The 26053-nt window shown below is 33.3% G+C and carries 24 protein-coding genes; 23 read left to right on the top strand and 1 reads right to left on the bottom strand.

Translation table 11 applies throughout. The features are described from left to right. Nucleotides 1-90: 90 nt before the first annotated feature. From SBL15_RS09900 to SBL15_RS09915, 4 genes are all read left to right on the top strand, one after another. On the top strand, nt 91-1542 hold the full coding sequence (locus SBL15_RS09900; protein ID WP_053041411.1) for an MDR family MFS transporter: 1452 nt from the start codon (nt 91-93) through the stop codon (nt 1540-1542). Between the two features lie 251 nt (nt 1543-1793). Further along, nucleotides 1794-2594, top strand: coding sequence for a transporter substrate-binding domain-containing protein (locus SBL15_RS09905; RefSeq protein WP_011274964.1), 801 nt, complete (start codon nt 1794-1796; stop codon nt 2592-2594). After that, nucleotides 2575-3294: an amino acid ABC transporter permease gene (locus SBL15_RS09910; protein ID WP_029376620.1), complete on the top strand. Its 720-nt coding sequence runs from the start codon at nt 2575-2577 to the stop codon at nt 3292-3294. The genes SBL15_RS09905 and SBL15_RS09910 overlap by 20 nt, the downstream gene beginning before the upstream one ends. Continuing rightward, nucleotides 3291-4022 carry an amino acid ABC transporter ATP-binding protein gene (locus SBL15_RS09915; protein ID WP_107612277.1) on the top strand — a complete coding sequence of 244 codons (732 nt, stop codon included), beginning with the start codon at nt 3291-3293 and terminating at the stop codon, nt 4020-4022. Before SBL15_RS09910 ends, SBL15_RS09915 begins: the two co-directional genes overlap by 4 nt. A gap of 64 nt (nt 4023-4086) precedes the next feature. Here the strand turns inward: SBL15_RS09915 and SBL15_RS09920 are convergent, their stop codons facing one another. Next, a complete protein-coding gene (locus tag SBL15_RS09920) occupies nt 4087-5331 on the bottom strand; it encodes an aminoacyltransferase (protein WP_107612276.1) in 1245 nt (414 codons plus the stop codon). Between the two features lie 254 nt (nt 5332-5585). On the opposite strand from SBL15_RS09920, the gene SBL15_RS09925 reads away from it, so the two are divergent. The 19 genes from SBL15_RS09925 (at nt 5586) to SBL15_RS10015 (ending at nt 25966) form a co-directional block, all read left to right on the top strand. Beyond that, the gene (locus SBL15_RS09925) at nt 5586-5945 is read left to right on the top strand and encodes a DUF4467 domain-containing protein (protein WP_037535751.1); all 360 of its coding nucleotides are present in this window, start codon (nt 5586-5588) and stop codon (nt 5943-5945) included. A 23-nt stretch (nt 5946-5968) separates the two neighbouring features. After that, nucleotides 5969-6565, top strand: a complete 597-nt coding sequence (locus SBL15_RS09930; protein WP_317955878.1) for a DsbA family protein — start codon at nt 5969-5971, stop codon at nt 6563-6565. Nucleotides 6566-6855: 290 nt separating this feature from the next. Continuing rightward, complete coding sequence (gene adcA / locus SBL15_RS09935; protein WP_107612274.1) at nt 6856-8406, top strand: zinc ABC transporter substrate-binding lipoprotein AdcA; 1551 nt, start codon at nt 6856-6858, stop codon at nt 8404-8406. A gap of 137 nt (nt 8407-8543) precedes the next feature. Next, nucleotides 8544-9059, top strand: coding sequence for a YceI family protein (locus tag SBL15_RS09940; RefSeq protein ID WP_053016552.1), 516 nt, complete (start codon nt 8544-8546; stop codon nt 9057-9059). Between the two features lie 157 nt (nt 9060-9216). Continuing rightward, on the top strand, nt 9217-9696 hold the full coding sequence (locus tag SBL15_RS09945) for an SRPBCC family protein (protein WP_053016554.1): 480 nt from the start codon (nt 9217-9219) through the stop codon (nt 9694-9696). A gap of 59 nt (nt 9697-9755) precedes the next feature. Next, entirely contained in the window at nt 9756-9938 is a 183-nt protein-coding gene (locus SBL15_RS09950; protein ID WP_317955880.1) for a hypothetical protein, read from the top strand. A gap of 143 nt (nt 9939-10081) precedes the next feature. Beyond that, nucleotides 10082-10903 (top strand): formate/nitrite transporter family protein, encoded by an 822-nt coding sequence (locus tag SBL15_RS09955; RefSeq protein ID WP_053018394.1) that lies wholly within the window; start codon nt 10082-10084, stop codon nt 10901-10903. Between the two features lie 193 nt (nt 10904-11096). Continuing rightward, nucleotides 11097-11813, top strand: a complete 717-nt coding sequence (locus SBL15_RS09960) for a sirohydrochlorin chelatase (protein WP_317955882.1) — start codon at nt 11097-11099, stop codon at nt 11811-11813. Nucleotides 11814-12048: 235 nt separating this feature from the next. Next, on the top strand, nt 12049-14460 hold the full coding sequence (gene nirB, locus SBL15_RS09965; protein ID WP_107637884.1) for a nitrite reductase large subunit NirB: 2412 nt from the start codon (nt 12049-12051) through the stop codon (nt 14458-14460). A gap of 3 nt (nt 14461-14463) precedes the next feature. Beyond that, entirely contained in the window at nt 14464-14778 is a 315-nt protein-coding gene (nirD, locus tag SBL15_RS09970) for a nitrite reductase small subunit NirD (protein WP_011274977.1), read from the top strand. Next, nucleotides 14769-15713 (top strand): uroporphyrinogen-III C-methyltransferase, encoded by a 945-nt coding sequence (cobA, locus tag SBL15_RS09975; RefSeq protein ID WP_317955885.1) that lies wholly within the window; start codon nt 14769-14771, stop codon nt 15711-15713. Before nirD ends, cobA begins: the two co-directional genes overlap by 10 nt. Nucleotides 15714-15919: 206 nt before the next feature. Continuing rightward, nucleotides 15920-19603: a nitrate reductase subunit alpha gene (locus tag SBL15_RS09980; RefSeq protein ID WP_317955887.1), complete on the top strand. Its 3684-nt coding sequence runs from the start codon at nt 15920-15922 to the stop codon at nt 19601-19603. Then, a complete protein-coding gene (gene narH, locus SBL15_RS09985) occupies nt 19593-21146 on the top strand; it encodes a nitrate reductase subunit beta (protein WP_011274980.1) in 1554 nt (517 codons plus the stop codon). The genes SBL15_RS09980 and narH overlap by 11 nt, the downstream gene beginning before the upstream one ends. Beyond that, nucleotides 21139-21714, top strand: a complete 576-nt coding sequence (gene narJ, locus SBL15_RS09990) for a nitrate reductase molybdenum cofactor assembly chaperone (protein WP_317964139.1) — start codon at nt 21139-21141, stop codon at nt 21712-21714. The genes narH and narJ overlap by 8 nt, the downstream gene beginning before the upstream one ends. Next, the gene (gene narI, locus SBL15_RS09995) at nt 21707-22390 is read left to right on the top strand and encodes a respiratory nitrate reductase subunit gamma (RefSeq protein ID WP_011274982.1); all 684 of its coding nucleotides are present in this window, start codon (nt 21707-21709) and stop codon (nt 22388-22390) included. The genes narJ and narI overlap by 8 nt, the downstream gene beginning before the upstream one ends. Before the next feature lie 20 nt (nt 22391-22410). Beyond that, nucleotides 22411-22860, top strand: a complete 450-nt coding sequence (nreA, locus tag SBL15_RS10000) for a nitrate respiration regulation accessory nitrate sensor NreA (protein ID WP_107612268.1) — start codon at nt 22411-22413, stop codon at nt 22858-22860. 9 nt (nt 22861-22869) lie between these two features. Then, complete coding sequence (nreB, locus tag SBL15_RS10005) at nt 22870-23904, top strand: nitrate respiration regulation sensor histidine kinase NreB (RefSeq protein WP_107637887.1); 1035 nt, start codon at nt 22870-22872, stop codon at nt 23902-23904. Between the two features lie 21 nt (nt 23905-23925). Next, entirely contained in the window at nt 23926-24579 is a 654-nt protein-coding gene (gene nreC, locus SBL15_RS10010) for a nitrate respiration regulation response regulator NreC (protein WP_107637888.1), read from the top strand. Nucleotides 24580-24808: 229 nt separating this feature from the next. After that, nucleotides 24809-25966, top strand: a complete 1158-nt coding sequence (locus SBL15_RS10015) for a nitrate/nitrite transporter (protein WP_107637889.1) — start codon at nt 24809-24811, stop codon at nt 25964-25966. Nucleotides 25967-26053: the final 87 nt, after the last annotated feature.

A 26053-nucleotide genomic window follows, 5' to 3' on the forward strand; every position in this document is an offset into this window, starting at 1 on the left:
ATACAAACAATTTATATGAAATTTAAAAATATATATGTATAATAGGCAAATGTATCTATTGAAAGCTTAGGTAGATAGGAGGGGAATAATATGTCACATAGACAAAAATTAGCAATGATATTTACGATGTTGTTAGGTGGCTTTTTCGGGTTGTTAAATGAAACGCTACTCACTACAGCATTGCCGAGAATAATGAAAGATTTCAACATTGAGTATTCACAAGTACAATGGCTAACAACTGCATTCTTACTAACTAATGGTGTAGTCATTCCATTATCTGCATTTATTATTCAGCGATACTCAACAAGACAAGTATTCCTAACTGGAATTCTGATATTCTTTATCGGGACGATGTTAGGCGGTTTTAGTCCAAACTTCACAATTCTTTTAATCGCACGTATTATACAAGCATTAGGCTCAGGTATTATGATGCCACTCATGATGACAACAATTCTAGATGTCTTTAAACCACATGAACGTGGTAAATATATGGGAATGTTTGGATTGGTCATAGGTCTGGCACCAGCAATTGGACCTACATTATCTGGTTATTTAGTTGAATATTTTGATTGGAGATCACTTTTCCATGTCGTAGCACCGATTTCAGCAATAACATTTCTTATAGCTTTAAAAATTATTAAAAATGTTGGAACAACAGTTAAAACTCCTATTGACCTCATTTCTATAATATTATCTATATTAGGATTTGGTGGATTATTATATGGTGTTAGTTCTATTTCAAGTGATGGATGGGATGATCCACTAGTATTAATAACGATAATTGGCGGCATACTATTAGTCGGAATATTTATTTGGCGTCAAGAGAGACTTGAAACGCCATTACTAAGTTTCAAAGTGTTTAAGAATAAAGAGTTTGCAGTTGGTTTAGCGATTATGGCTGCAACAATGATTTCGATGATTGGTTCAGAAACAGTATTACCTATGTTTGTACAAAATCTATTAGGAAGAACGCCTATCGATTCAGGACTCATCTTACTACCTGGCGCAATTGTTATGGCTATCATGTCGGTTATTTCAGGTTGGTTATACGAAACATTTGGTGCTAAAGTGTTAGCAATAATTGGTATGTCTATTGTTCTTATAACGACTTCTTACTTTGTAGTCATGGACGAACATACATCTACGATAATGTTAGCAACTGTTTATGCTATTCGTATGATTGGAATTGCAATGGGCTTGATGCCAATAATGACGCATACAATGAATCAGCTAACACCAGAACTTAATGCTCATGGCTCATCCATGACAAATACCATTCAGCAAATTGCTGGTTCAATTGGAACAGCAGGTTTAATTACAATATTAAGTACAGCAAGTAAGAATTTCCAACCGACGATGAGTGATTATCAAGGTATGGATAAAAAAGAAATGGCAGGACAAATACAAATTGATGCTATGCTTCATGGTTATCATTCAGGATTTTTATTTGCCGTTATAATTACAGTCATCAGTTTATTACTTACATTTTTAATTAAAAGTAAGAAAAAGGTTAAGGCTGAAGCTAAATTACAAAATAATTAAATGAACTTTATATAGTTAAAATAAGAGATCAAGACGAACGTTGAAAATGTTTAAGCATTTTCCAAAGAAGGGATACCATAGAGGGCTCCTTCTAACAAAAACGTTCTATGTCTAGGTCTCTTTTTTATTTTATTAATATCCAAACATTCTGAACACTTAAGCAAATGTAAAATAATGTTGACTATTCCTACCCATGAGATTAGAATTAATTTATTCTGACTAATCTAATAGGAATATGGAGGACAAGGTAGATGAAAAGACTTTTATTTGTTGCTTTAGCACTTATCTTTGTGTTGGCTGCTTGTGGTAATGGAGGATCTTCTGATAAAAATAGTGATTCTAAATCAAGTAGTAGTAACAGCGATAGTAAAACACTGAAAGTGGGTACTGAAGGTACATATGCACCATTCACGTTCCACAATAAACAAGACAAATTAACTGGTTACGATATTGACGTAATCAAAGCAGTTGCAAAAGAAAAAGGTTATAAACTTAAATTTAATGAAACATCATGGGATTCAATGTTTGCTGGTTTAGATGCGAAACGTTTTGACGTTATTGCTAACCAAGTTGGTGTAAACAAAGATAGAGAGAAAAAATATAAATTCTCTACACCTTACACTTATTCAAGCGCAGTTTTAGTAGTACGTGAAAATGAAAAGAACATTAAATCATTTAATGACGTTAAAGGTAAAAAAATGGCTCAAACATTCACGTCTAACTATGGTCAATTAGCTAAAGATAAAGGTGCAGATATTACTAAAGTTGATGGCTTTAACCAAGCGATGGACTTATTATTATCTAATCGTGTTGATGGTACATTCAACGATAGCTTATCTTACTTAGATTATAAAAAACAAAAACCAAACGCTAAAATTAAAGCAATCAAAGGAAATGCAGAACAAAGTAAATCAGCATTCACATTTAACAAAGATGTTGATGATAAAGTTGTATCTGATTTCAATGATGGACTTAAAACATTAAAAGAAAATGGTAAATTAGCAGAAATTGGTAAGAAATGGTTCGGTGAAAATGTTTCTGAGCCTAAATAGTCAACAACAACATGCATTAGATGCGGCAGGGCAAGCATTTGGACCAATGTTGGAAGGTTTATTAAAATATTCTATTCCAATAACAATAGTTACATTTATCTTAGGTTTGATTATTGCTTTATTTACAGCGTTAATGCGTATTTCAACGAGTAAAGTTTTAAAAGGTATCGCAAGAGTATACGTTTCAATTATTCGTGGTACACCGATGATTGTACAGTTATTCATAATCTTTTATGGTATTCCTGAATTAGGACGCCTAGTAACTGGTAATGCTGATGAACAATGGACATTATCATCAGTTATTTCAGCTATCATCGGTTTATCACTTAATGTTGGTGCGTATGCTTCAGAAATTATCCGTGGTGGTATTATTTCTATACCTAAAGGTCAAACAGAAGCGGCTTATTCTATAGGAATGAACTATAGACAAACGATTCAAAGAATTATTTTACCTCAAGCGATTCGTGTTTCAATACCAGCTTTAGGAAATACATTCTTAAGTTTAATTAAAGATACATCATTACTTGGCTTTATCTTAGTTGCAGAAATGTTCCGTAAAGCTCAAGAGGTAGCGTCTACAACATATGAATATTTCACAATTTATATTCTTGTAGCAGTTATGTATTGGGTAATTTGCTTCATTATCTCAGTTATCCAAAGCTTCTATGAATCATATATTGAAAGAGGGTATAACTCATGATTGAACTAAGTGGTATCCATAAATCATTCAATGATAAAGAAGTCATTAAAGGCATTGATTTAAACGTAGAAAAAGGGGAAGTCGTAACACTTATCGGACGATCTGGTTCAGGTAAAACGACATTACTACGTATGATTAATGCTTTAGAAATTCCGACTGCAGGTAATGTAAGTGTTAATGGTGAAAGTTACACCGCAAATAATAAAAAGTCTCAAATAAGCGTACGCAAGCAATCGGGTATGGTATTTCAAAGTTATAATCTATTTCCACATAAATCTGCATTGGAAAATGTAATGGAAGGATTAGTAACTGTTAAGAAAATGAGTAAAGCAGATGCGAAAGAAAGAGCAATGGGGTTACTTGAAAAAGTTGGGTTAACAAGTGTTAAAGATCAACGACCACATGCACTTTCGGGTGGTCAACAACAACGTGTAGCAATAGCTAGAGCACTAGCTATGAATCCGCAAGTTATGTTGTTTGATGAACCTACATCTGCATTAGATCCAGAATTAGTTAATGACGTATTAAGAGTAATTAAAGAATTAGCTGATGAAGGTATGACAATGGTGATTGTAACGCATGAAATGCGATTTGCACGCCAAGTCTCAAATAAAATCGTCTTTATACATGAAGGACGTATCGGTGAACAAGGTACACCAGACGAAGTATTCGAACATCCTAAGACAGAAGAATTACGTCGTTTCTTAAATGTAATTAATGAAGATTAATAATGAAAAACACTTTTCTAAAGTTCATAAAGTTGAACTTAGAAAAGTGTTTTTTGCATTATAGTTATTTACGTTCTAATAGTTGTTTAACTTTGTATGCAAGTGGGTGTATCGGTTTAATGAAATCTCCAATGTATTCGTAAACATTAGCATTGAAGCCTTTTTTAAATTGTTGCACACCATAATCTTCAGCATCTTCACTAAAGTCACCTGTAATACCGTAGAAATTATAACGATCTACATTATGTTCTTTTGCGAATTTAATCATGTCCCATTGTAAACGATATGCGCCCATATACGCATTATATTTAGGATTTGAACCACTGGATAAATAATAAACTTCGTGTTCATTATATAAGTATAAAGCCGCAGCTAGATTAAGTGTTTCGCCTTCTTCTGCAATTTTATCTTTCGTTTCAATTAATTTGCGTTCATTACTATCAACTTGTTGTTGTATTTGTGTGCGTTTATTTTTATTTTTCTTAGAGTTAGGGTTTTCCTCTAATACAGCCTCGACTTCGGCTAATTGTTCTGTCAATGAATCGTGTTTTTGTTGAAGAGTAGATAAGTAATCCTTTAAATCAATATAAGCAAGTTTAAGCATTGCATGGTCTTTATACGTTTTTTGCATTTCATAAAAGTATGGTTTATCTCTAAATTTGAAACCATGTTTTTCTTCGGCCATTTGGAATAATTCAAAGAACGTATCCGTTTCATCCATAGGTAGCGTTCTTACTTTTACGCCCATTTCATACGTTTTTTTAATGTTACGACGTGTTTGATAGTCCATTTCTTTTAATAATTGATCTTCTGACTTGTCTTTTAAATCTAAGACAGATAACCAACGTATTTGACTCATTGTGCTATAACCTGCTGTCCATCCTTGATGTTTGTAACCTAAATCTTCCAACGTTTTGATGACTGCTCGGTTATCGTAACTTTCTAAAATTTCTCCATCAGCATTACGTAGGTTCTCCAAAATATAAGGATCGACTAATACATATAAGCAATTATATTTTTTTAAATAACTTGTTAGTGATTTAAAGAAAAAGTGAACCAATTCAATATTACTGTAGTCCATGACAGGTCCACGATGTGTATAAAAGTATTTGAATACTTTTAAAGCACGTGCCTCAGTCATTAAAGTTGCAGCGATGACATTGTCGCTGTCATCTTTGACACCTACAACATGCACATCATCTTTTAATTCATTTCTGTTTTCAAAGTGAATTCGGGATTGTGTGTAATGAGAGAAATGACTGGATGTAAATTTCTCAAATTCCTCCGGTGATAAAGTTACGAATTTCATATTCATCTACTCCTCTGCGTTTTTAAGAATTATCATTTATTTTAACAAATAACTACAACTATTACACAAGATAAGTTATTAAATCACATCGTACTTTAGTTGTAGGTTAAAATATATATTTAATTTATAATAATAAATATTTTTAGAAAACTAAATTTTTATGAACTAGCGCATATTTTAAAACCATTGTATGATAGTATTTGCAAAAGAAGTATAATGATAGATAAAGAGAACTGGGCAATAGGAGTGAATATATGAAACGTATATTAGTTATGTTAAGTGTCGGTATATTATTGCTAGCAGCGTGTGGTAACGATAAATATGTCGATAAAATAGATAAAGCTGTTAAAATGCAAGATCAAAAGCAAGAACAAATGGCTAAGAATGATACAGGAGATATGGTTAAACACTTTGATAAAAAAGATGCGAATATTTATGTATATGAAGATGGTAAGTATGTTGTCTTAGCGTATAAGCCTTTAAGTAATAATGAAGAAGTTCATTACTACACTTATCAATTTGATGGTAAAAAAGCGAAACGCATTGATAACTTTGATACAAAACAATATATCGAATCACATGATGCTGATTATAAGGAAGAAAATATGAATTAATATGTTATTACAAAGGAGCATCTATGAAAAAGACAATTTTGATATTAAGTATGATGATGGTTTTAATAATCATCATGAGTGCTTGTTCTAATAACAACAAGGAAAAGCAGCCACCTAAAACTAAAAATGGCAAAATTTTAATCGTCGAGTATGGAGACTTTAAATGTCCATACTGTAAAAAAGTGGAAAAGAATGTAATGCCAACAATTAAAAAAGACTATATTGATACGAATAAAGTAGAGTATCAATTTATTAATGCTGGTTTTCTTGGTAAAGATTCTATCGTCGGCTCTAGAGCCGGAAACGCAGTGCAAAAAGTTGCACCTAATGAATACTTAACTTTTCAACGTAACGTATTCGCGAATCAAAAAGACGAGGATAAAAAGTGGTTAACAGAACAATTTCTTGATAAAGAAATTGATAAGTTAGATATTACGACGCAACAAAAAACTGACATTAAAAAGCAGTATAAGACTAAGAACAGTGAAGCTTGGAAAAAAGCAGAAGAACAAAAAGAACTAACAGAAGATAATAATATTGATACTGTTCCAACAGTTTTTATAAATGGAAAAAGAGTGAAAGATCCTTATAAAGTCGAAGAATGGAAGAAATACTTATAGTCACGATGTCATAGTGAATAACGCTGACATTCATTTTGTGTTATATTGTAACCACTAAAGAGAAGTGAAATAAATTTAATAAAGTTGATTCAAAGAAGAATTGTAGTGTACTTCACTATGATTCTTCTTTTTTTAAATTTAGAAAGGTAGTAACTTAATTAATGATAGATATTTTTAATAAAAGATGGTTTTATTAAATTGAAAATAAAAAACATTAAAAAACTATTGTAATTTTATACAAATAAAGTTATACTTTTAAATCGTAATTATTACTATTTAGGAGGTATAAAATGAAACGCTTTTTAAGTCTTACTGTTTTAATAACTATTATTGCATTTATATTAGTCGCTTGTGGAAAGGAAGATCGTTCTAATAAAGATTCTAAAGGTGATAACAAAATGAATGTGTCTACAACTGTATATCCTTTGCAATCCTTTATAGAGGAAATAGGTGGTAATCATGTCAATGTATCGTCTATTTATCCTGCTGGTACAGACCTACATGATTATGAACCAACTCAGAAAGACATGCTAAAGGTTAATCAATCTGATTTATTTGTATATACAGGTGATGATTTAGATCCAGTCGCTAAGAAAGTTGCAGCCACAATTAAAAATGATAAAAAGAAAGTTTCATTACAAGATAAACTAGATCAATCAACACTACTAACAGATCAACACGAACACGGTGATGAAGAACACGAGGATTCACATGGACACGAACACCATCATCATGGCGGATATGATCCACACGTATGGTTAGATCCTGAGAAAAATAAAATCTTTGCTAAAGAAATTAAAAATCAGTTAGTAGCTAAAGATCCAAAGCATAAAAATGAATATGAGAAAAATTTTAAAAAATTAGAGAAATCGTTAGATGACATTGACAATAAATTAAAAGACATTACTAAAGATAAACAAGGTAATGCTGTATTTATTTCACATGAATCTTTAGGTTATCTCGCTGATCGCTATGGTTTTGTTCAAAAGGGAATTCAAAATATGAACGCTGAAGACCCTTCTCAAAAAGCACTTACACAATTAGTTAAAGAGATTAATGATAAAAATGTTAAATACATATTATATGAAGATAATGTTGCCAATAAAGTGACTGAGACAATCAGAAAAGAAACCAACGCCAAGCCATTAAAATTCTATAATATGGAGTCACTAAATAAAGAACTATCTAAAGACACATCAATGAATTATCAAACTTTAATGAACAAAAATATTGAAGCTTTAGATAAAGCATTGGATTCCAATATTAAAGTACAAGATGACAAAGCTGAACATAAGCATGACAAAGCAATTTCAGATGGTTATTTTAAAGATGAGCAAGTTAAAGATCGTGCGCTATCAGATTATGAAGGTGAATGGCAATCAGTTTATCCCTATTTAAAAAATGGTGATTTAGATGATGTTATGAAACATAAATCCGAAGAAGATAGCACTATGACAGCAAAAGAGTATAAAAAATACTATGAGAAAGGTTACAAAACTGACGTTTCTAACATAAATATTAAAGGTGATAACATTACTTTTGAAAAAAATGGGAAGAAGGTTACTGGAACGTATGAATATGTTGGTAAAAAAATCCTAGATTATAAGAAAGGTAATCGTGGAGTTAGATTTATTTTTAAATTGAAGCACTCTGACAAGCAAACATTACCGAAGTACGTTCAGTTTAGTGATCATAATATCGCACCTAAGAAAGCAGAACACTTCCACATTTTTATGGGTAACAACAATGAAACATTACTTAAAGAAATGGATCATTGGCCTACGTATTATCCTGCCTCATTAGATAAGGACGATATTAAAGAAGAAATGTTAGCACATTAATAAATTTAAAATTTGAGTCTTTTTACTTGTATTTTCACTTAAGTTGTTTTATTATACTAAGTATAATAATTATACAAACTATAGTACTGATTTTCAGCTACGTAGTTTCATAATTTAAATAATGGAGGTATGTACACATGGCTAATTTAAATTTAGATCCAGCACATTCAGGAGTTAACTTTTCTATTCAACACTTAGTTGTATCAAATGTTAAAGGACGTTTTAACGAATTTGACGCTAACATTTCAGGTGATTTCAATGATTTAAGTTCATTACAAGGTACTTTTACTGTTAAAGCAAATTCAATTGATACTAAAGTAGCAGATCGTGATAATCATCTTAAAAGCGCAGATTTCTTAGACGCTGAAAACTACCCAGAAATTAAATTTGAAATTACTAAAGTAGATGATAAATCAGTTACTGGTAACTTAACTATGAAAGATCAAACACATGAAGAAACTTTTGATTTAGATTATAAAGGTACTAGTTTAAATCCATTAAACGGTAAAAACACTGCTGGTTTAGTAATTACTGGAAGCCTTAACCGTGAAAAATATGGCATTACGTTTAACCAACAACTTGAAACTGGTGGTTTCTTATTAGGAAAAGACTTAAATGTTGAATTTGATTTAGAATTTCCACTTGAAGACTAATCACTAGTTATACTACTTACTAAAAATACTCATATGGCTCCCTACAAAGTAGACATTAATGAATGTAAACTTTGAAGGGAGCTTTTATATTTTTGTAATTAAAAAAATAACTGGTAAATTCATAGAGAGCTTTTAACAAATAGATAGGGGGATTTAAATGTCAATTCAACTAAAAGATAATAAAATTATATTTAATAGAACGTTTGAGGCGCCAATAAATGAAGTTTTCGAGGCATACACTACGGAGACGTTATTCGAACAATGGTTTCATCCTCAAGGTGGTAAAACAAAAGTTTATCGTTTTAACCCAGTAGCCGGTGGTGATGCCTTCTTTGCGATAGAAATGCCGGAACAAACAAGTTACACATTGACTGAATATAAAAAGGTGGATAAACCTAATCATATTGAATACTTAGATTTCTTTGCTACATCTCAAGGTGAGAAAGATACATCATTACCTGGGATGCAAATTTTGATTGATTTCACTTCAGAATCAGCGCAACGCACGCTTGTAACGTCAACTTCTATCTTTCCAACAAAAGATGCGGCGCAACAAGCACTTGATATGGGTGTAGAAGCGGGAATGAATTCTACATTGGACCAACTTGATTCATTATTGAAACAAAAAAAGTCATAAGTATGTCAAAAAATTCAACTATATTTAAGTTATAATGTAGTTGAAATGAGGTTGATGATATGAAAGAAAGATATTTAAAAGTACTTGCTTTATTTTTAGTTAGTACATTAATACCTACAGTACTACTCAATTCAAAGGCAATTGATAATAGTGCAATTAAATATGTTTTAAGAACAGCGCTAGGCTATGGCATTTTTGCAACAGGTTTACGCTATTTATCAAGACTTAAAGCACATAAATAGTGAATTACTAAGTGAGGTAAAATCGTGTCTACATGATACGATTTTACCTCACTTTTTTTACCTAAAAAAATTTAAGCTATTCATGTTTTCTTAAAAAATATATAATTGAAACATAACTTGAAAGGATGTAGGGGGGCATACATATGTTGAAGAACAATAAAACGGTTGAGGACACCCATGCAACGCGTGATATTGTAGAAGCTGCTGTTGGGCAGGTACAGACGAAAGAAATTATGGCTACAAAAACGCCTGGTAGATATGCATTGAAAGCAATCATGTCAGGGTTTTTATTAGCAATCGTAACGGTATTTATGTTGGCAATTAAAACACAATTTGCAGGCACTAATGAAGGTTTAGTTAATTTGCTAGGTGCGATTGCATTTAGTTTAGCTTTAGTATTAATTGTGTTGACGAACTCAGAATTACTAACTAGTAATTTCATGTATTTAACAGTCGGCTGGTATTATAGAGCCATTACTATTAATAAGATGTTGTTCATTTTCTTATTCTGTTTTATAGGGAATATTATTGGTGGATTCATATTATTCTTCTTAATGAAAGGGACGCATATTATGACGCCAGAAATGATTGCCAGCTTAAGTAAGACAGTACATATGAAAACGGTAGAATCAACTTGGTTAAATATTTTAGTTAAAGCAATCTTCTGTAATTTCTTTATTAATATAGGTATATATGTGTCTATGTTATTTAAAGAAGGACTGGCAAGAGCATTCTTTATTGCTGCAGGTGTTGTTGTGTTTGTATTCATGGGTTATGAACACGTTGTCTTCAATGCTGGTTTGTACGCAGGTATGGTGTTCTATAATTTAGATGCACTATCATGGTTAGGTGTTATTAAAAATATTGTGTTTGCTTTAATTGGTAACTATATCGGTGGAGGTATATTTATTGGTTTAGTATATGCGTATTTAAATGGTTCACGTGATAGTATGAAGGCTAAGTAATCAATAATAGGGTTGTGTTATCACTAAGTTAAATGAGTAGATAGCAGAACCTTTTTTTAATGAATTAATTCAACCACATTATTGAAAAAGTTGACTAAATTATGATTAAAACATATTATTTTAATCAACATTAAAGCATTTTATGACCAAATTTTTAAAAGCACTAAAGTCTTATATAAAGGGGATGAAGCGATTGGTTGCGAATATATTAGTGGCACACGGCATGAGAAAAGGTGATCAAAATAAAGCGTTGGGGGAATTCTTAGATTGTTTATTAAGTGATGAAACGTATGAATATGAATTAGCGTTTATTGAAAGTGAAGAAAAGAGTATTGAAAACACGATTGGTCGTTTAATAAAGCAAGGTGAAACTCAATTTAAAGTTGTACCTCTTTTGATCTTTTCGGCAATGCATTATATCGTTGATGTTCCTGAAATTTTATCAAAAATCAAAAAAGATCATCCTGAAATAAGTTACGAAATTAGTGAACCGCTTGGTACGCATGACTATATGGTAGATTTAGTTGAAAAACGTATTCAAGATGTTGAAATTTCTACCTCCTCTAATTATGCGATTGTATTAATCGCACATGGTAGTTTCTCATATACGAAAGCACATGAGGAGTTAAAGGAATTTAGTGAAAAAATGAATCAACCTGTACCTATCTATTGTCGTACGCTATATGGTGACATCACTTTTAGAAATGACTTGGATCAACTTTCGAATGAGTATGATGAACTTATTGTAGTGCCAATGTTTTTATATGATGGGCGACTAGTAAACAAAGTAAAACGACTCATTTCAGAAATGGATATACAGGGTACGCTACACATTACACCGTCTATTAATTTCGATAACATATTAAAGGGAATTATTAGTGAACGTTTAAAGCAATTAACATTTAATTAGGATTTATAAGCTGAGGCACAATGTTGTCTCAGTTTTTTATTGTATTTGGACAAATTATTGAACGTATTAGGGAATTCCCTGATTTTTAATTTATTTGTGAAAATCATCACATTTGAAGTGGAATCTGTTATAGAATAGCAGTGAAGAAACAAATGTTGAATATCAAACATTTAAAAAAAACAAAAATTGCAAATGGAAAATAAGTAAATTTTAAGTGATAAAAGGGGCATATTTTATGACTAAACAAAAATTAGTGATGATTGGAAACGGCATGGCGGGATTAAGAACGATAGAAGAAATTCTAGAGCGTTCAGATTCACAATTTGACATTACAATTATTGGGAAAGAACCTTATCCAAACTATAACAGAATAATGTTATCAAATATATTACAGAAGAAAATGACTGTAGAAGAAACAATAATGAATCCATATGAATGGTATGAAGAGAACAACATTCAGCTCATCGTCAACGACCCAGTAGAGACGGTTGATCGTTCAGCACAAACAGTAACAACATCAAAAGGTGTTGAAGTTAATTATGACATTTGTATATTTGCAACAGGATCTAGTGCTTTCGTATTACCGATACCTGGATCAGATTTACCAAGTGTTATAGGTTGGAGAACAATCGAAGATACTGAACGCATGATTGAAATCGCTAAAACGAAAAAGAAAGCTGTCGTTATTGGTGGCGGATTATTAGGACTTGAATGTGCACGTGGTTTAATGGATCAAGGTATGGAAGTAACTGTATTACACTTAGCAGAATGGCTTATGGAAATGCAGTTAGACCGTAAAGCTGGCGGCATGCTTAAAGCGGATTTAGAACGTCAAGGTATGAATATCGAGTTACAAGCGAACTCTAAAGAAATTATAGGTAAAGATGATGTAGAAGCGATTAAATTGGCGGATGGAAGAATAATCGAAACTGATTTAGTGGTCATGGCAGTCGGTATCCGTCCATTTACTCAAGTAGCACGTGATGCAGGTCTGGAAGTAAATAGAGGTATTGTTGTTAATGATTATTTACAAACATCAGACCCTAATATTTATGCTGTTGGCGAATGTTCAGAGCATGACGGCAAAGTATATGGCTTAGTCGCACCGCTCTATGAACAAGGTAAAGTGTTAGCTGACTACCTAACTGGAAAAGAAACAGAAGGGTACAAAGGTTCTACAACTTTCACTTCATTAAAAGTGTCTGGCTGTGATTTATATAGTGCGGGGCAAATTGTTGAAAATGAGAATGTCCATGGTATTGAAATTTTCAACAGTGTCGATAATATTTATAAAAAAGTCTATTTGAGTGATGGTCAAGTTGTCGGAGCAGTATTATATGGTGATACAGATGATGGCTCAAGATTCTATAATATGATGAAAAAACATGAATCACTAGAAGACTATACATTAGTATCATTATTGTACAAAGGTGGAGAAGAAGCGGTAACTTCTATCGCTGATATGCCAGACGATGAAACTATTTGTGGCTGTAACGGTGTAGATAAAGGTACGATTGTTAATGCGATTACGACTAAAGGATTAACATCAGTGGAAGAAGTAACGAAAGCAACTAAAGCGGGTAATTCATGTGGTAAATGTAAAGGGCAAATTGGCGAGTTATTACAATGCACATTAGGTGATGACTTTGTAGCAGCGAAACCTACCGGAATTTGTGCTTGTACTGATTTAACACGTGATCAAATTGTTACGCAAATAAGAGCTAAAGGTCTAAAAACATCTAAAGAAGTACGTCACGTACTAGACTTTAAAGATAAAAATGGTTGTCCAAAATGTCGTCCAGCAATAAACTACTATTTAAATATGGTATACCCACATGGCCATCAAGATGAAAAAGAATCACGCTTCGCAAACGAACGTTATCATGCAAATATTCAAAATGATGGTACATTCTCTGTTATTCCACAAATGCGTGGAGGCGTAACAGATGCTGACCAATTAATAAGATTAGGTGAAGTTGCAAAAAAATACAACGTTCCATTAGTTAAAGTAACAGGCTCTCAACGTGTAGGTTTATATGGATTGAAGAAAGAAGAATTACCTAAAGTATGGGAAGATTTAGGTATGCGTTCAGCTTCAGCATATGGTAAGAAAACACGTTCAGTTAAAAGTTGTGTAGGTAAAGAATTCTGTCGATTCGGTACTCAATACACTACACGCTTAGGTATTCGTTTAGAAAAAACATTCGAATACATTGACACACCACATAAATTTAAAATGGGTGTATCTGGTTGTCCACGTAGTTGCGTTGAATCAGGAGTTAAAGATTTCGGTGTTATCTCAGTAGAAAACGGTTATCAAATTTACATCGGTGGTAACGGAGGTACAGATGTTACAGTTGGTAAATTATTAACTACCGTTGAAACTGAAGATGAAGTTATTCAATTATGTGGTGCGTTAATGCAGTATTATCGTGAAACTGGCATATATGCAGAAAGAACTGCACCATGGTTAAATCGTTTAGGCTTTGAAAATGTTAAAGAAGTATTACTGGATCCTGAACGTCAAAAAGAGTTATTCGATAGAATTATGGATGCTAAAAAAGCGATTGATGGACATGGCGAACCTTGGGAAGCAATCGTTGAAGATAAAGAAGCTCGAAAAATCTTTGAAGTTGAGAGGGTGTAACATATGAAATCTATGGAAAAAGTTAAAGTAACGACATTAGAAGAATTAACACCATTGATTGGAAAAAAAGTGATTGTTGATGGTAAAGAAATTGGCATTTTCTTAACTGAAAGTGGAGACATTCATGCGATTAATAACATTTGTCCTCACAAACAAGGACCATTATCAGAAGGAACAGTAAGTGGCGACTACGTTTATTGCCCTTTACATGATCAAAAGGTTGATTTGAGAAGTGGCGAGGTACAAGAACCTGATACTGGATGTGTTGAAACATATCAAGTTGAAGTCATCGATGGAGACGTTTATGTATGTCTGTAGATGAAAAATCAAAGGTTTACTTGATAGGTGCTGGACCTGGTAATCCTAATCTATTAACGAAAAAAGCAGAACGATGTATTAAGAAAGCTGAAGTTATTCTATATGATCGTTTAGTAAACCCACTCATACTTCAATATGCACCCGCTGATGCGGAATTCATTGATGTAGGTAAAAAGCCTTACGCTAAACATATACAACAAGACGAAATTAATTTAAAAATCGTTGAAGCGGCTAAAAAGTATCAAACAGTCATTCGTCTCAAAGGTGGCGATCCAGCAATATTCGGTCGTGTTACTGAAGAAGTCAATACTTTAAAAGACTATGGTATCGAATATGAAATTGTTCCTGGTGTAACTTCGGCAAGTGCAGCTGTTGCAACAATGGATTTAGGATTAACAATGAGATCAGTAGCGCCTAGTGTGACCTTCTCAACAGGCCATTTCAAAGATTCAATCAATCAAGAAACAGATATACGTAATTTGATTAATGGTGGGACATTAGCCATCTATATGGGGATAAAGCGATTGGGCCGTATCATTGATCAAATCACAGCTTATACTTCAGAGGACTATTCGATAGCAATTGTGTTTAATGCTACGTGTCATAACCAACGCGTCATCGTTGGTAAATTAAGCAACATTGAGCATCAATTACAACAACATGAACTTGAAGGTGAACCAGGAATTTGTATTTTAGGCGCTATTGTTGACCATATTGATAATGATAAAGTGTTGAAACAAGAGCATGAAAGAAATTTAGATGATTCATTGTATGTTATAAAAGGTTCGAAAGAAGATGCTTTATTAAAAGCTGAAGAATTATCTGAAACAGGATATCGTTGTTTAGTGCACGTTGATGAAAGTTACCATCCATCACAACAACAATTATATACACAAATAATCAATAACAATAAAATTAAATATATTAATTTATAAGTCATCCTTGCAGGAGTGGTATAACGAATTCTTAGAACGTTATGTACCACTACCTGCTTTTTTGTTTTTTAGGGATTCCCCCATGCGAATTAGGACATTCCCTAATACCTAATGAATGTGAAAAATTGTACAATCATTATAAATTCAAAAGTAAAACGGCAAATCGGAATAAGTTAATACCTTTAACGGTAGGAGGATTCATATAGATGGGAAAATTTGGATTAAACTTTTTCAAACCAACTGAGACATTTAATGGTAACTGGTCAGTTCTTGAGAGCAAAAGTAGAGAATGGGAAAAAATGTACCGTGAAAGATGGAGTCACGATAAAGTAGTTAGAACAACACATGGTGTTAACTGTACAGGGTCATGTTCATGGAAAGTATTTGTTAAAAACGGCGTAATCACTTGGGAAAATCAACAAATCGATTATCCAAGTTGTGGGCCTGATATGCCAGAATTTGAACCTCGTGGATGTCCACGTGGTGCGTCATTCTCTTGGTATGAATATAGTCCACTGCGTGTGAAATATCCATACATTAGAGGTAAATTATTAGATTTATGGAATACTGCTTTAGAAGAAAATAATGGAAATCGTATAGCAGCGTGGGCATCTATTGTTGAAGACGAAGAGAAAGCAAAAGCATATAAACAAGCACGTGGTAAAGGTGGACATGTTCGAGCTAACTGGAAAGATGTAACAGATATTATTGCTGCACAAATTCTTTATACAATTAAAAAGGATGGTCCAGATAGAATCGCAGGATTCACACCAATTCCTGCCATGTCAATGATAAGTTATGCTGCAGGGGCAAGATTTATCAACTTACTCGGTGGAGAAATGTTAAGTTTTTATGATTGGTATGCTGATTTACCGCCTGCGTCACCACAAATTTGGGGTGAACAAACTGACGTACCTGAATCAAGTGATTGGTACAATGCTTCATATATTATTATGTGGGGTTCAAACGTACCACTTACACGAACACCTGATGCTCATTTTATGACTGAAGTGAGATATAAAGGGACTAAAGTTGTTTCAGTAGCACCTGACTATGCAGAAAATGTTAAATTCGCGGATAACTGGTTAGCGCCTAATCCTGGTACTGATGCAGCAGTAGCACAAGCAATGACACATGTTATTTTACAAGAATACTATCAAGATAAGCCTAGTGAAATGTTCATTAACTATTCAAAACAATATTCAGATATGCCTTTCGTGATTATGTTAGACGAAGATGACAATGGCTATAAAGCAGGACGATTCTTACGTGCAAGTGATTTAGGTATGGAAAGTGAAAATAGCGAATGGAAACCAGTCATTCACGATATGAATAGTAATCAGTTTGTAGTACCTAATGGCACAATGGGTCAACGCTGGGAAGAAGGCAAGAAGTGGAACTTAAAATTAGAAAATGAAGATGGTTCTAAGATTGATCCAGCGATGTCAATGGCAGACGACACATACGAACTAAAAACAATTCAATTCCCTTACTTTGATAGTCAAGGTGACGGTATTTTTGAAAGACCAATAGCAACTAGAAAAGTAACATTAGCTGATGGAAAAGAAGTGTATGTAGCGACAGTATATGACTTAATGACAAGTCAATATGGCATTAAACGATTTAATCATGAATTAGAAGCAACTTCATACGACGATGCTGAATCAAAATATACACCTGCATGGCAACAACGAGTAACTGGTATTAAACCAGAATTAGTAACACAAGTAGCTAGAGAATTTGCGCAAAATGCAATCGATACAAAAGGACGCTCAATGATAATCATGGGTGCTGGTATTAACCACTGGTTCAATTCAGATACGATTTATCGAGCGATTTTAAATCTTGTTCTTTTATGTGGCTGTCAAGGTGTTAACGGTGGTGGATGGGCACACTACGTTGGACAAGAAAAATGTCGCCCAATTGAAGGTTGGAATACAGTAGCCTTTGCGAAAGACTGGCAAGGACCACCACGTCTGCAAAATGGTACAAGTTGGTTCTATTTTGCGACTGATCAATGGAAATATGAGGAATCTAATGTTGATAAATTAAAATCTCCATTAGCTAATAATATTAAACATCAACACCCAGCTGACTATAACGTCACAGCTGCTAGATTAGGTTGGTTGCCGTCATACCCTCAATTCAATAAGAATAGTTTGTTATTCGGAGAAGAGGCAAAAGATGCCGGCGATGACTCTAATGAAGCGATATTAAATAGAGCAATCGAATCAGTTAAAAATAGAGAAACTCAATTTGCGATAGAAGATCCAGATTTAAGAAAGAACCATCCGAAAACATTATTCGTATGGCGTTCAAATTTAATTTCAAGTTCTGCCAAAGGACAAGAGTACTTTATGAAACATTTATTAGGTACACGTTCAGGACTAATGGCTGAACCTAACGAAGAAGACAAACCAGAAGAAATTCAATGGCGTGAAGATACAGAAGGTAAATTAGACTTACTAGTGTCACTAGATTTCAGAATGACTGCGACACCATTGTACTCAGATATCGTATTACCAGCTGCAACATGGTATGAAAAACACGATTTGTCATCAACAGATATGCATCCATTCATTCATCCATTTAATCCAGCGATTGATCCATTATGGGAATCACGTTCAGACTGGGATATTTATAAAACATTAAGTAAAGCTGTTTCAGAAATGGCGAAAGATTACTTGCCAGGAACATTTAAAGATGTTGTAACGACACCACTTGGCCATGATTCTAAACAGGAATTAGGCTCAGAATACGGTATTGTTAAAGATTGGTCTAAAGGAGAAGTTGAAGCCATTCCAGGTAAAACAATGCCAAACTTCGCAGTCGTAGATAGAGATTACACTAAAATTTACGATAAATATGTGACTTTAGGTCCATTACTTGAAAAAGGAAAAGTTGGTGCACATGGCGTAAGCTTCAGCGTGAAAGATGAATATGAAGAACTTAAAAGTATGATAGGTACTTGGAATGATGAGGACCCTGAATCAGTCAGAAATAATCGTCCACGTATCGATACTGCTAGAAAAGTAGCAGATGCAATCTTAAATATATCATCAGCTACTAACGGCAAATTATCACAAAAATCATACGAAGATTTAGAAAATCAAACAGGAATGGAATTAAAAGACATTTCAAAAGAACGTGCATCTGAAAAGATTTCATTTTTAAACATTACATCACAACCACGCGAAGTTATACCAACAGCTGTGTTCCCTGGTTCAAACAAAAATGGACGTAGATATTCTCCATTTACAACTAATATAGAACGACTCGTACCATTTAGAACATTAACAGGTAGACAAAGTTATTACATCGATCATGAAATATTCCAACAATTTGGCGAAAGTTTACCAGTATACAAACCAACATTACCACCAATGGTATTTGGTACTAGAGATAAACTAGTTAAAGGTGGACAGGATGCATTAGTATTACGTTATTTAACACCTCATGGTAAATGGAATATACACTCAACATATCAAGATAATGAACGTATGTTGACATTATTTAGAGGTGGTCCAGTCGTTTGGTTATCTAATGAGGATGCTGAAGAGCACGGCATTAATGATAACGATTGGTTAGAAGTTTATAACAGAAATGGTGTGGTAACTGCAAGAGCAGTCACATCACACCGTATGCCAAGAGGAACAATGTTTATGTATCATGCACAAGATAAACACATTGAAACACCAGGATCAGAAATTACAGATACTCGTGGCGGTTCACACAATGCACCAACAAGAATTCATTTGAAACCTACACAGCTTGTAGGTGGTTACGCACAAATTAGTTATCACTTTAACTATTATGGACCAATAGGAAATCAACGTGACGTATATGTAGCAGTGAGAAAGATGAAGGAGGTAAATTGGCTTGAAGATTAAAGCGCAAATTGCAATGGTGTTAAATTTAGATAAATGCATAGGTTGCCACACTTGCAGCGTAACATGTAAGAACACTTGGACTAACCGTCCAGGTGCAGAATACATGTGGTTCAACAACGTAGAAACTAAACCAGGTGTAGGATATCCGAAACGATGGGAAGACCAAGAACATTATAAAGGTGGATGGGTCTTAAATAAAAAAGGAAAATTAGAACTTAAATCTGGTAGTCGTTGGACAAAAATGGCGTTAGGTAAAATCTTTTACAACCCAGATATGCCTCTTATTAAAGATTATTATGAACCATGGACATACAATTACGAACATTTAACTACTGCTAAAGAAGGTAAGCATTCTCCTGTTGCTAAAGCGCACTCACTTATCTCAGGTGAGAAACTTAATCTTGAGTGGGGGCCTAACTGGGAAGATGACTTAGCCGGTGCACATATTACTGGTCCAGAAGATCCAAATATTCAAAAAATTGAAGAAGACATTAAATTCCAATTTGATGAAACATTTATGATGTATTTACCTCGTCTTTGTGAACATTGTTTAAATCCTAGTTGTGTAGCTTCATGTCCATCTGGCGCAATGTATAAACGTGATGAAGATGGTATTGTTTTAGTTGACCAAGATGCATGTCGTGGTTGGCGCTACTGTATGACTGGTTGCCCTTATAAAAAAGTTTACTTCAACTGGAAAACAAACAAAGCTGAGAAATGTACATTCTGTTTCCCAAGAATTGAAGCTGGATTACCAACTGTTTGTTCTGAAACATGTACAGGTAGAATGAGATATTTAGGTGTATTATTATATGATGCCGATAGAGTTCATGAAGCAGCTTCAGCTGAAAATGAAAAAGATTTATATGAAAAACAATTAGATATTTTCTTAAATCCATTTGATGAAGAAGTGATTGAACAAGCTGAAAAAGATGGCATTAGCTATGAATGGATTGAAGCAGCTCAAAATTCACCAGTGTATAAACTGGCAATTGAATATAAATTAGCATTTCCTTTACATCCAGAATTTAGAACAATGCCTATGGTTTGGTACTGCCCACCATTAAGTCCTATTATGAGTTATTTTGAAGGTAAAAATGCAGGACAAAACCCAGATATGATTTTCCCAGCTATTGAAGAAATGCGTTTACCAATAGAATACTTAGCTAATTTATTTACTGCCGGAGATGTCCAACCTGTTAAAGAATCTTTACAAAAAATGGCTATGATGAGAAGTTACATGCGCTCACAAGTTACTGGTAAAGAGTTTGATACTTCTAAATTAGAAAGACTTGGATTATCAGAAATTCAAACTAAAGATATGTATCGTTTATTAGGTTTAGCAAAATATGAAGATCGCTTTGTTGTACCAACATCTCATAAAGAAACATATTTAGATACGTACCATGCGCAAGGTAGCCAAGGGTATGGTGGCGAATACTTCGGAGACAATTGTGAAGGCTGTGGTGTTCCAGTAGGTTCAGGAAAAACAGGACAAGAAATTTATAATGAGAATTTCTATGGAGGGATTTTCCGTGATTAATTTACAACAATTTCATTATTATCAAGAAAGTTTTGGTTATATCGCTCAGCAGCTTAATTTCCCAGAGAAATTAACGTTTCATCCAAAAACATTTGAAGAAACGATTGAACCCTCTCATCCTGGTTATGATGATTTAGTAAAATACAGAGAGATTATGCATCAATTCACATTGTCAGAAATTAAAGCAATATATACAGATACCTTTGATTTTAATAAGAAATCACCGCTTTATATGACTTACAACAAATTTGATACTCAAAAAGAAAGAGGCCAAATGTTGGCTAAACTTAAAGTGTTATATGAAATGTTTGGGTTGAAAATGGTAGATAACGAGTTATCAGATTATCTACCATTGATGCTCCAATTCTTACACGTAGCATCATGGCAAAATGATCCACGAGCAGAAGGTAATATTGAACTAGTTATTATGATTATTGAAGACGGTACGTATGAAATGGCAAATCATTTAGCTCAAGATAACAATCCTTATGCTTATGTGATACGTACTTTAAGAAATACATTAAAAGCTTGTCTAGAAATTCCAAATGAGGTGACATCTCATGCTTAATCAATTTTTATGGATTATATTTCCATATTTATGTGTAGCCATTTTCATTGTTGGACACATCGCTCGTTATAAATATGATCAATTCTCATGGACTGCTAAATCGAGTGAATTTTTAGAGAAAAAACAATTAAAATGGGGTAGCTTATTATTCCATTTGGGCATCATCCCGGTGTTTTTTGGTCACGTCGTAGGTCTCGCTATACCAGCTAAATGGATTGATGGATTAGGTGTAAGCGAGGAAATGTATCATTTTGGTGCTGTATACATCGGTAGTATCTTTGGTATAATGACGTTTATTGGTATGTTACTATTAACAGCACGACGAATTACTATTAAAAATGTTAGAAAGCTAAGTTCAGCTTCTGATATATTTGTAAATTTCTTATTAATATTAATTATTTTCATGGGTTGTTATTCAACATTAGTTACGAATGCAATGGTAAGTGATTTTGATTATCGTCAAACGATATCTATATGGTTTAGACACTTATTTACATTTTCACCAGATGCGAGTCTGATGACGAGTGTTCCTTTATCTTTTAAAATTCACATCTTACTTGGGTTTACAATTTTAGCTTGTTGGCCATTCACTCGCTTAGTTCATGTTTGGAGTGTACCGCTATCGTATACTAATCGTAGATATATTGTTTATCGTAAACATAAAACACGTTCATGAGTATGAGAGGAGATTCAAATGTGATTACGAATCCAGTATTTGAAGAACAGGATTTCCAACAACAATTGAATAATCTAAGGGTCAGTGAAGGGTATGATTTCGCAGGGGTTGCACTTTACGAGCATCATATGACTTCAGCACCGATTAAATGGCATTATGTCTCAGGTAACCTGAATGATCGCTATAAAATGATTATCTTGCGTAAAGGGCGAGGTTTAGCCGGTATGGTTATGAAGACTGGAAAACGCATGATCATTGCCGACGTAGTAGCAAGTTTAACACCAGAAGACAAGATTAAATATCCAATCTTAATTGCCGAAAATCTAACTGCAATGGTATCTATCCCATTGTGTTACAATAATCAGGTGTATGGTGTGTTACTCTTAGGTCAGAGAGATGGCAAGCCTCTTCCTGATTATGAAACTTTGGATATTAGTGGCAAACTTTGGACATTTTCAGAAGAAATGTAGGTGTTTAAAATGTTGGATGTTGATAATCTTGATTTAGAGAACTTACTAAAAAAATATTACGAAAAGACGAGTGAAAAAATCGTATTTGTAAATAATGATGGTAAAGTTATCGCGATGAATAACGCAGCACAAGAGATTATTTCAAAGGATAACAACTATAGTGCGATGACCAATGCGATATGTAATCGTTGTGAAGGTTACTCTAACGAATTTGCATTACAAAGTTGCATTAACTGTTATCTTGATACGACAAAGCCTAATGATATGAACTTCCAAGTATTCATGAAGACGGTAGATAATAAAATTCAACCATTTACTGCTTCGTATCAATGTATTGATGATGAGGCACAAATCTACGCTTTTACATTACAAGATATATCTCCACAAATAGAGCGACAAGAAAAGATGTATCAACGTCAGATGTTACGTAAAACTATAGCTGCACAAGAAAATGAAAGAAAACGTATATCTAGAGAATTACATGACAGTGTTGTTCAAGAGATGTTAAATGTAGATGTTGAATTGAGATTATTGAAATATCAACAAGATATGGCTCAACTCATAGAGAAATCTGAACATATCGAAATGTTAATGTCTAATTTAATCAATGATATTCGCAATCTATCAGTAGAATTAAGACCTTCATCACTTGATGATTTAGGATTAGAAGCGGCTTTTAAATCCTATTTCAAACAATTAGAGCATAATTATGGATTAAATGTTGTCTATCAATCAAATATTCAAAATATACGTTTCGATAGTGAAATTGAAACGGTTGTTTATCGCGTTGTTCAAGAAGCGATATTTAATGCATTAAAGTATGCAGGTGTTTATGAAGTGGAAGTGACGATTCAACAAACGGAAGCAGGCCTTATCGCTGAAATTATTGATCGAGGTAAAGGCTTTGATCCTAATTTAAAACCTCAAGGCACGGGATTAGGACTATATGGTATGAATGAAAGAGCAGAACTTGTTAAAGGTACAGTGAATATTGAAACACATATTGGTAAAGGTACAATTATTACATTAGATGTGCCAGTCTAAAATATGTTAGGGGAATATAAAGTGAAAATTGTAATTGCAGACGATCATGCAGTCGTTAGAACAGGATTTTCAATGATATTAAACTTTCAAGAGGATATGGAAGTGGTTGCAACTGCTGCTGATGGGGGAGAAGCTTATCAAAAGGTGATGGAGTATAAGCCAGACGTCTTAATTATGGATTTAAGTATGCCGCCTGGTGAATCAGGCTTAATTGCAACTAGTAAAATATCAGAGAGTTTTCCAGAAACTAAAATATTAATACTTACGATGTATGATGATGAAGAATATCTATTCCACGTTCTTCGTAATGGTGCTAAAGGATATATATTAAAGAATGCACCTGATGAACAATTATTACTAGCAGTGCGAACAGTTTATAAGGGCGAAACATATGTAGATATGAAATTAACAACGTCATTAGTGAATGAATTTGTAAATCATAAACATTCAGATGAAGTATCTACTAACGATCCATTTAAAATATTGTCTAAGCGCGAACTAGAAATATTACCTTTAATTGCAAAGGGGTATGGCAATAAAGATATTGCTGAAAAGTTATTCGTGTCGGTCAAAACGGTCGAAGCGCATAAAACACATATAATGACTAAACTCGATTTAAAATCTAAACCTGAGTTAGTTGAATATGCATTAAAAAAGAAATTATTAGATTTTTAAATGATGAAAATGATACTGAGACAATTCAGCAATGTCTCAGTTTTTTTGTGCATTTAAAAATGAAAATATAGGGGGATTCCCAGTCAGTATAAGGGAATGTCCTTATGTTCATTTTTTCACAATTACACTAAAATTTAATTGTAATCAGTAATGTGATTGTATTATAAATTTTTGACCTCTTTTATATAACAATTACTGATATAGAAAATTAAATGATGAAGGTGAAAAAATGTATAAGACAAAAGGTGGCTTTCAACTTACATTACAAACGTTAAGTCTTGTAGTAGGTTTCATGGCATGGAGTATTATTTCTCCGTTAATGCCATATATCTCTCAAGATATTAAAGTTAATCCTGGGCAGTTGTCAATTATACTGGCAATTCCAGTAATATTAGGTTCAATCTTACGTGTACCATTTGGTTACTTAACGAATGTTATTGGTGCGAAATGGGTATTCTTTTGTAGTTTTGTCGTATTATTATTTCCTATCTTCTTTTTAGGACAAGCGCAAACGCCAGGAATGTTAATGTTATCAGGATTCTTTTTAGGTGTTGGAGGTGCGATATTCTCTGTAGGTGTTACATCGGTACCTAAATATTTTTCAAAAGATAAAGTAGGGCTTGCGAATGGAATTTACGGTATGGGTAACATTGGTACGGCAGTATCATCATTCTTAGCACCACCAATTGCAGGTATTATAGGTTGGCAAACAACAGTAAGAAGTTACTTAATTATTATTGCTATTTTTGCAATTTTAATGTTTATTTTTGGCGATAAAAATGAACCGAAAGTGAAAGTTCCTTTAGCATCTCAGTTTAAAAAATTATCATCGAATTATAAGCTATATTACTTAAGTCTTTGGTATTTTATTACGTTTGGTGCATTTGTTGCATTTGGATTATTCTTACCTAACTACTTAGTAAATAACTTTGGAATTGATAAAGTTGATGCAGGTATTCGTTCAGGTGTATTCATTGCTTTAGCAACTTTCTTAAGACCTATTGGCGGTATACTTGGAGATAAATTTAATGCTGTGAAAGTACTAATGATCGATTTTATTATGATGATTATAGGTGCTGTTATTTTAGGAATTTCAAGTCATATTGCTTTATTTACTATCGGTTGTTTAACTATCAGTATCTGTGCTGGTTTAGGTAATGGTTTAATATTTAAACTTGTACCTTCTTACTTCGCAAAAGAATCTGGTGCAGCTAATGGTATTGTTTCTATGATGGGTGGTTTAGGAGGATTCTTCCCACCTTTAGTAATTACTTATGTAACAGGTCTAACAGGTTCAAGTCATTTAGCATTTATTCTTTTAGCAATATTTGGTATCTTAGCATTTATTACTATGGGACACTTATATAAAAAAGAATATGGAAAATAATTTTATACATTAAAAAGAGCCTGGGACATAAATAATATGATGATGCTATTTTGCAAATTCGCAGTAGCTGACTGAACTGAAAATGCG

This window comes from Staphylococcus sp. NWU MKU2, assembly GCF_033283605.1.
GTDB classification, from domain to species: Bacteria; Bacillota; Bacilli; order Staphylococcales; family Staphylococcaceae; genus Staphylococcus; species Staphylococcus haemolyticus.

Bases quoted from the DNA above. Each gene is read 5' to 3' on its own strand.
- SBL15_RS09930 (WP_317955878.1), top strand. From the start codon at position 5,969: ATGAAAAAGACAATTTTGATATTAAGTATGATGATGGTTTTAATAATC.
- adcA (WP_107612274.1), top strand. From the start codon at position 6,856: ATGAAACGCTTTTTAAGTCTTACTGTTTTAATAACTATTATTGCATTT.
- SBL15_RS09910 (WP_029376620.1), top strand. From the start codon at position 2,575: ATGTTTCTGAGCCTAAATAGTCAACAACAACATGCATTAGATGCGGCA.
- cobA (WP_317955885.1), top strand. From the start codon at position 14,769: ATGTCTGTAGATGAAAAATCAAAGGTTTACTTGATAGGTGCTGGACCT.
- SBL15_RS09945 (WP_053016554.1), top strand. From the start codon at position 9,217: ATGTCAATTCAACTAAAAGATAATAAAATTATATTTAATAGAACGTTT.
- SBL15_RS09940 (WP_053016552.1), top strand. From the start codon at position 8,544: ATGGCTAATTTAAATTTAGATCCAGCACATTCAGGAGTTAACTTTTCT.
- SBL15_RS09900 (WP_053041411.1), top strand. From the start codon at position 91: ATGTCACATAGACAAAAATTAGCAATGATATTTACGATGTTGTTAGGT.
- SBL15_RS10015 (WP_107637889.1), top strand. From the start codon at position 24,809: ATGTATAAGACAAAAGGTGGCTTTCAACTTACATTACAAACGTTAAGT.
- SBL15_RS09920 (WP_107612276.1), bottom strand. From the start codon at position 5,331: ATGAAATTCGTAACTTTATCACCGGAGGAATTTGAGAAATTTACATCC.
- narI (WP_011274982.1), top strand. From the start codon at position 21,707: ATGCTTAATCAATTTTTATGGATTATATTTCCATATTTATGTGTAGCC.
- SBL15_RS09925 (WP_037535751.1), top strand. From the start codon at position 5,586: ATGAAACGTATATTAGTTATGTTAAGTGTCGGTATATTATTGCTAGCA.
- nreB (WP_107637887.1), top strand. From the start codon at position 22,870: ATGTTGGATGTTGATAATCTTGATTTAGAGAACTTACTAAAAAAATAT.
- SBL15_RS09915 (WP_107612277.1), top strand. From the start codon at position 3,291: ATGATTGAACTAAGTGGTATCCATAAATCATTCAATGATAAAGAAGTC.
- SBL15_RS09905 (WP_011274964.1), top strand. From the start codon at position 1,794: ATGAAAAGACTTTTATTTGTTGCTTTAGCACTTATCTTTGTGTTGGCT.
- SBL15_RS09980 (WP_317955887.1), top strand. From the start codon at position 15,920: ATGGGAAAATTTGGATTAAACTTTTTCAAACCAACTGAGACATTTAAT.
- SBL15_RS09950 (WP_317955880.1), top strand. From the start codon at position 9,756: ATGAAAGAAAGATATTTAAAAGTACTTGCTTTATTTTTAGTTAGTACA.
- SBL15_RS09955 (WP_053018394.1), top strand. From the start codon at position 10,082: ATGTTGAAGAACAATAAAACGGTTGAGGACACCCATGCAACGCGTGAT.
- nirD (WP_011274977.1), top strand. From the start codon at position 14,464: ATGAAATCTATGGAAAAAGTTAAAGTAACGACATTAGAAGAATTAACA.
- nirB (WP_107637884.1), top strand. From the start codon at position 12,049: ATGACTAAACAAAAATTAGTGATGATTGGAAACGGCATGGCGGGATTA.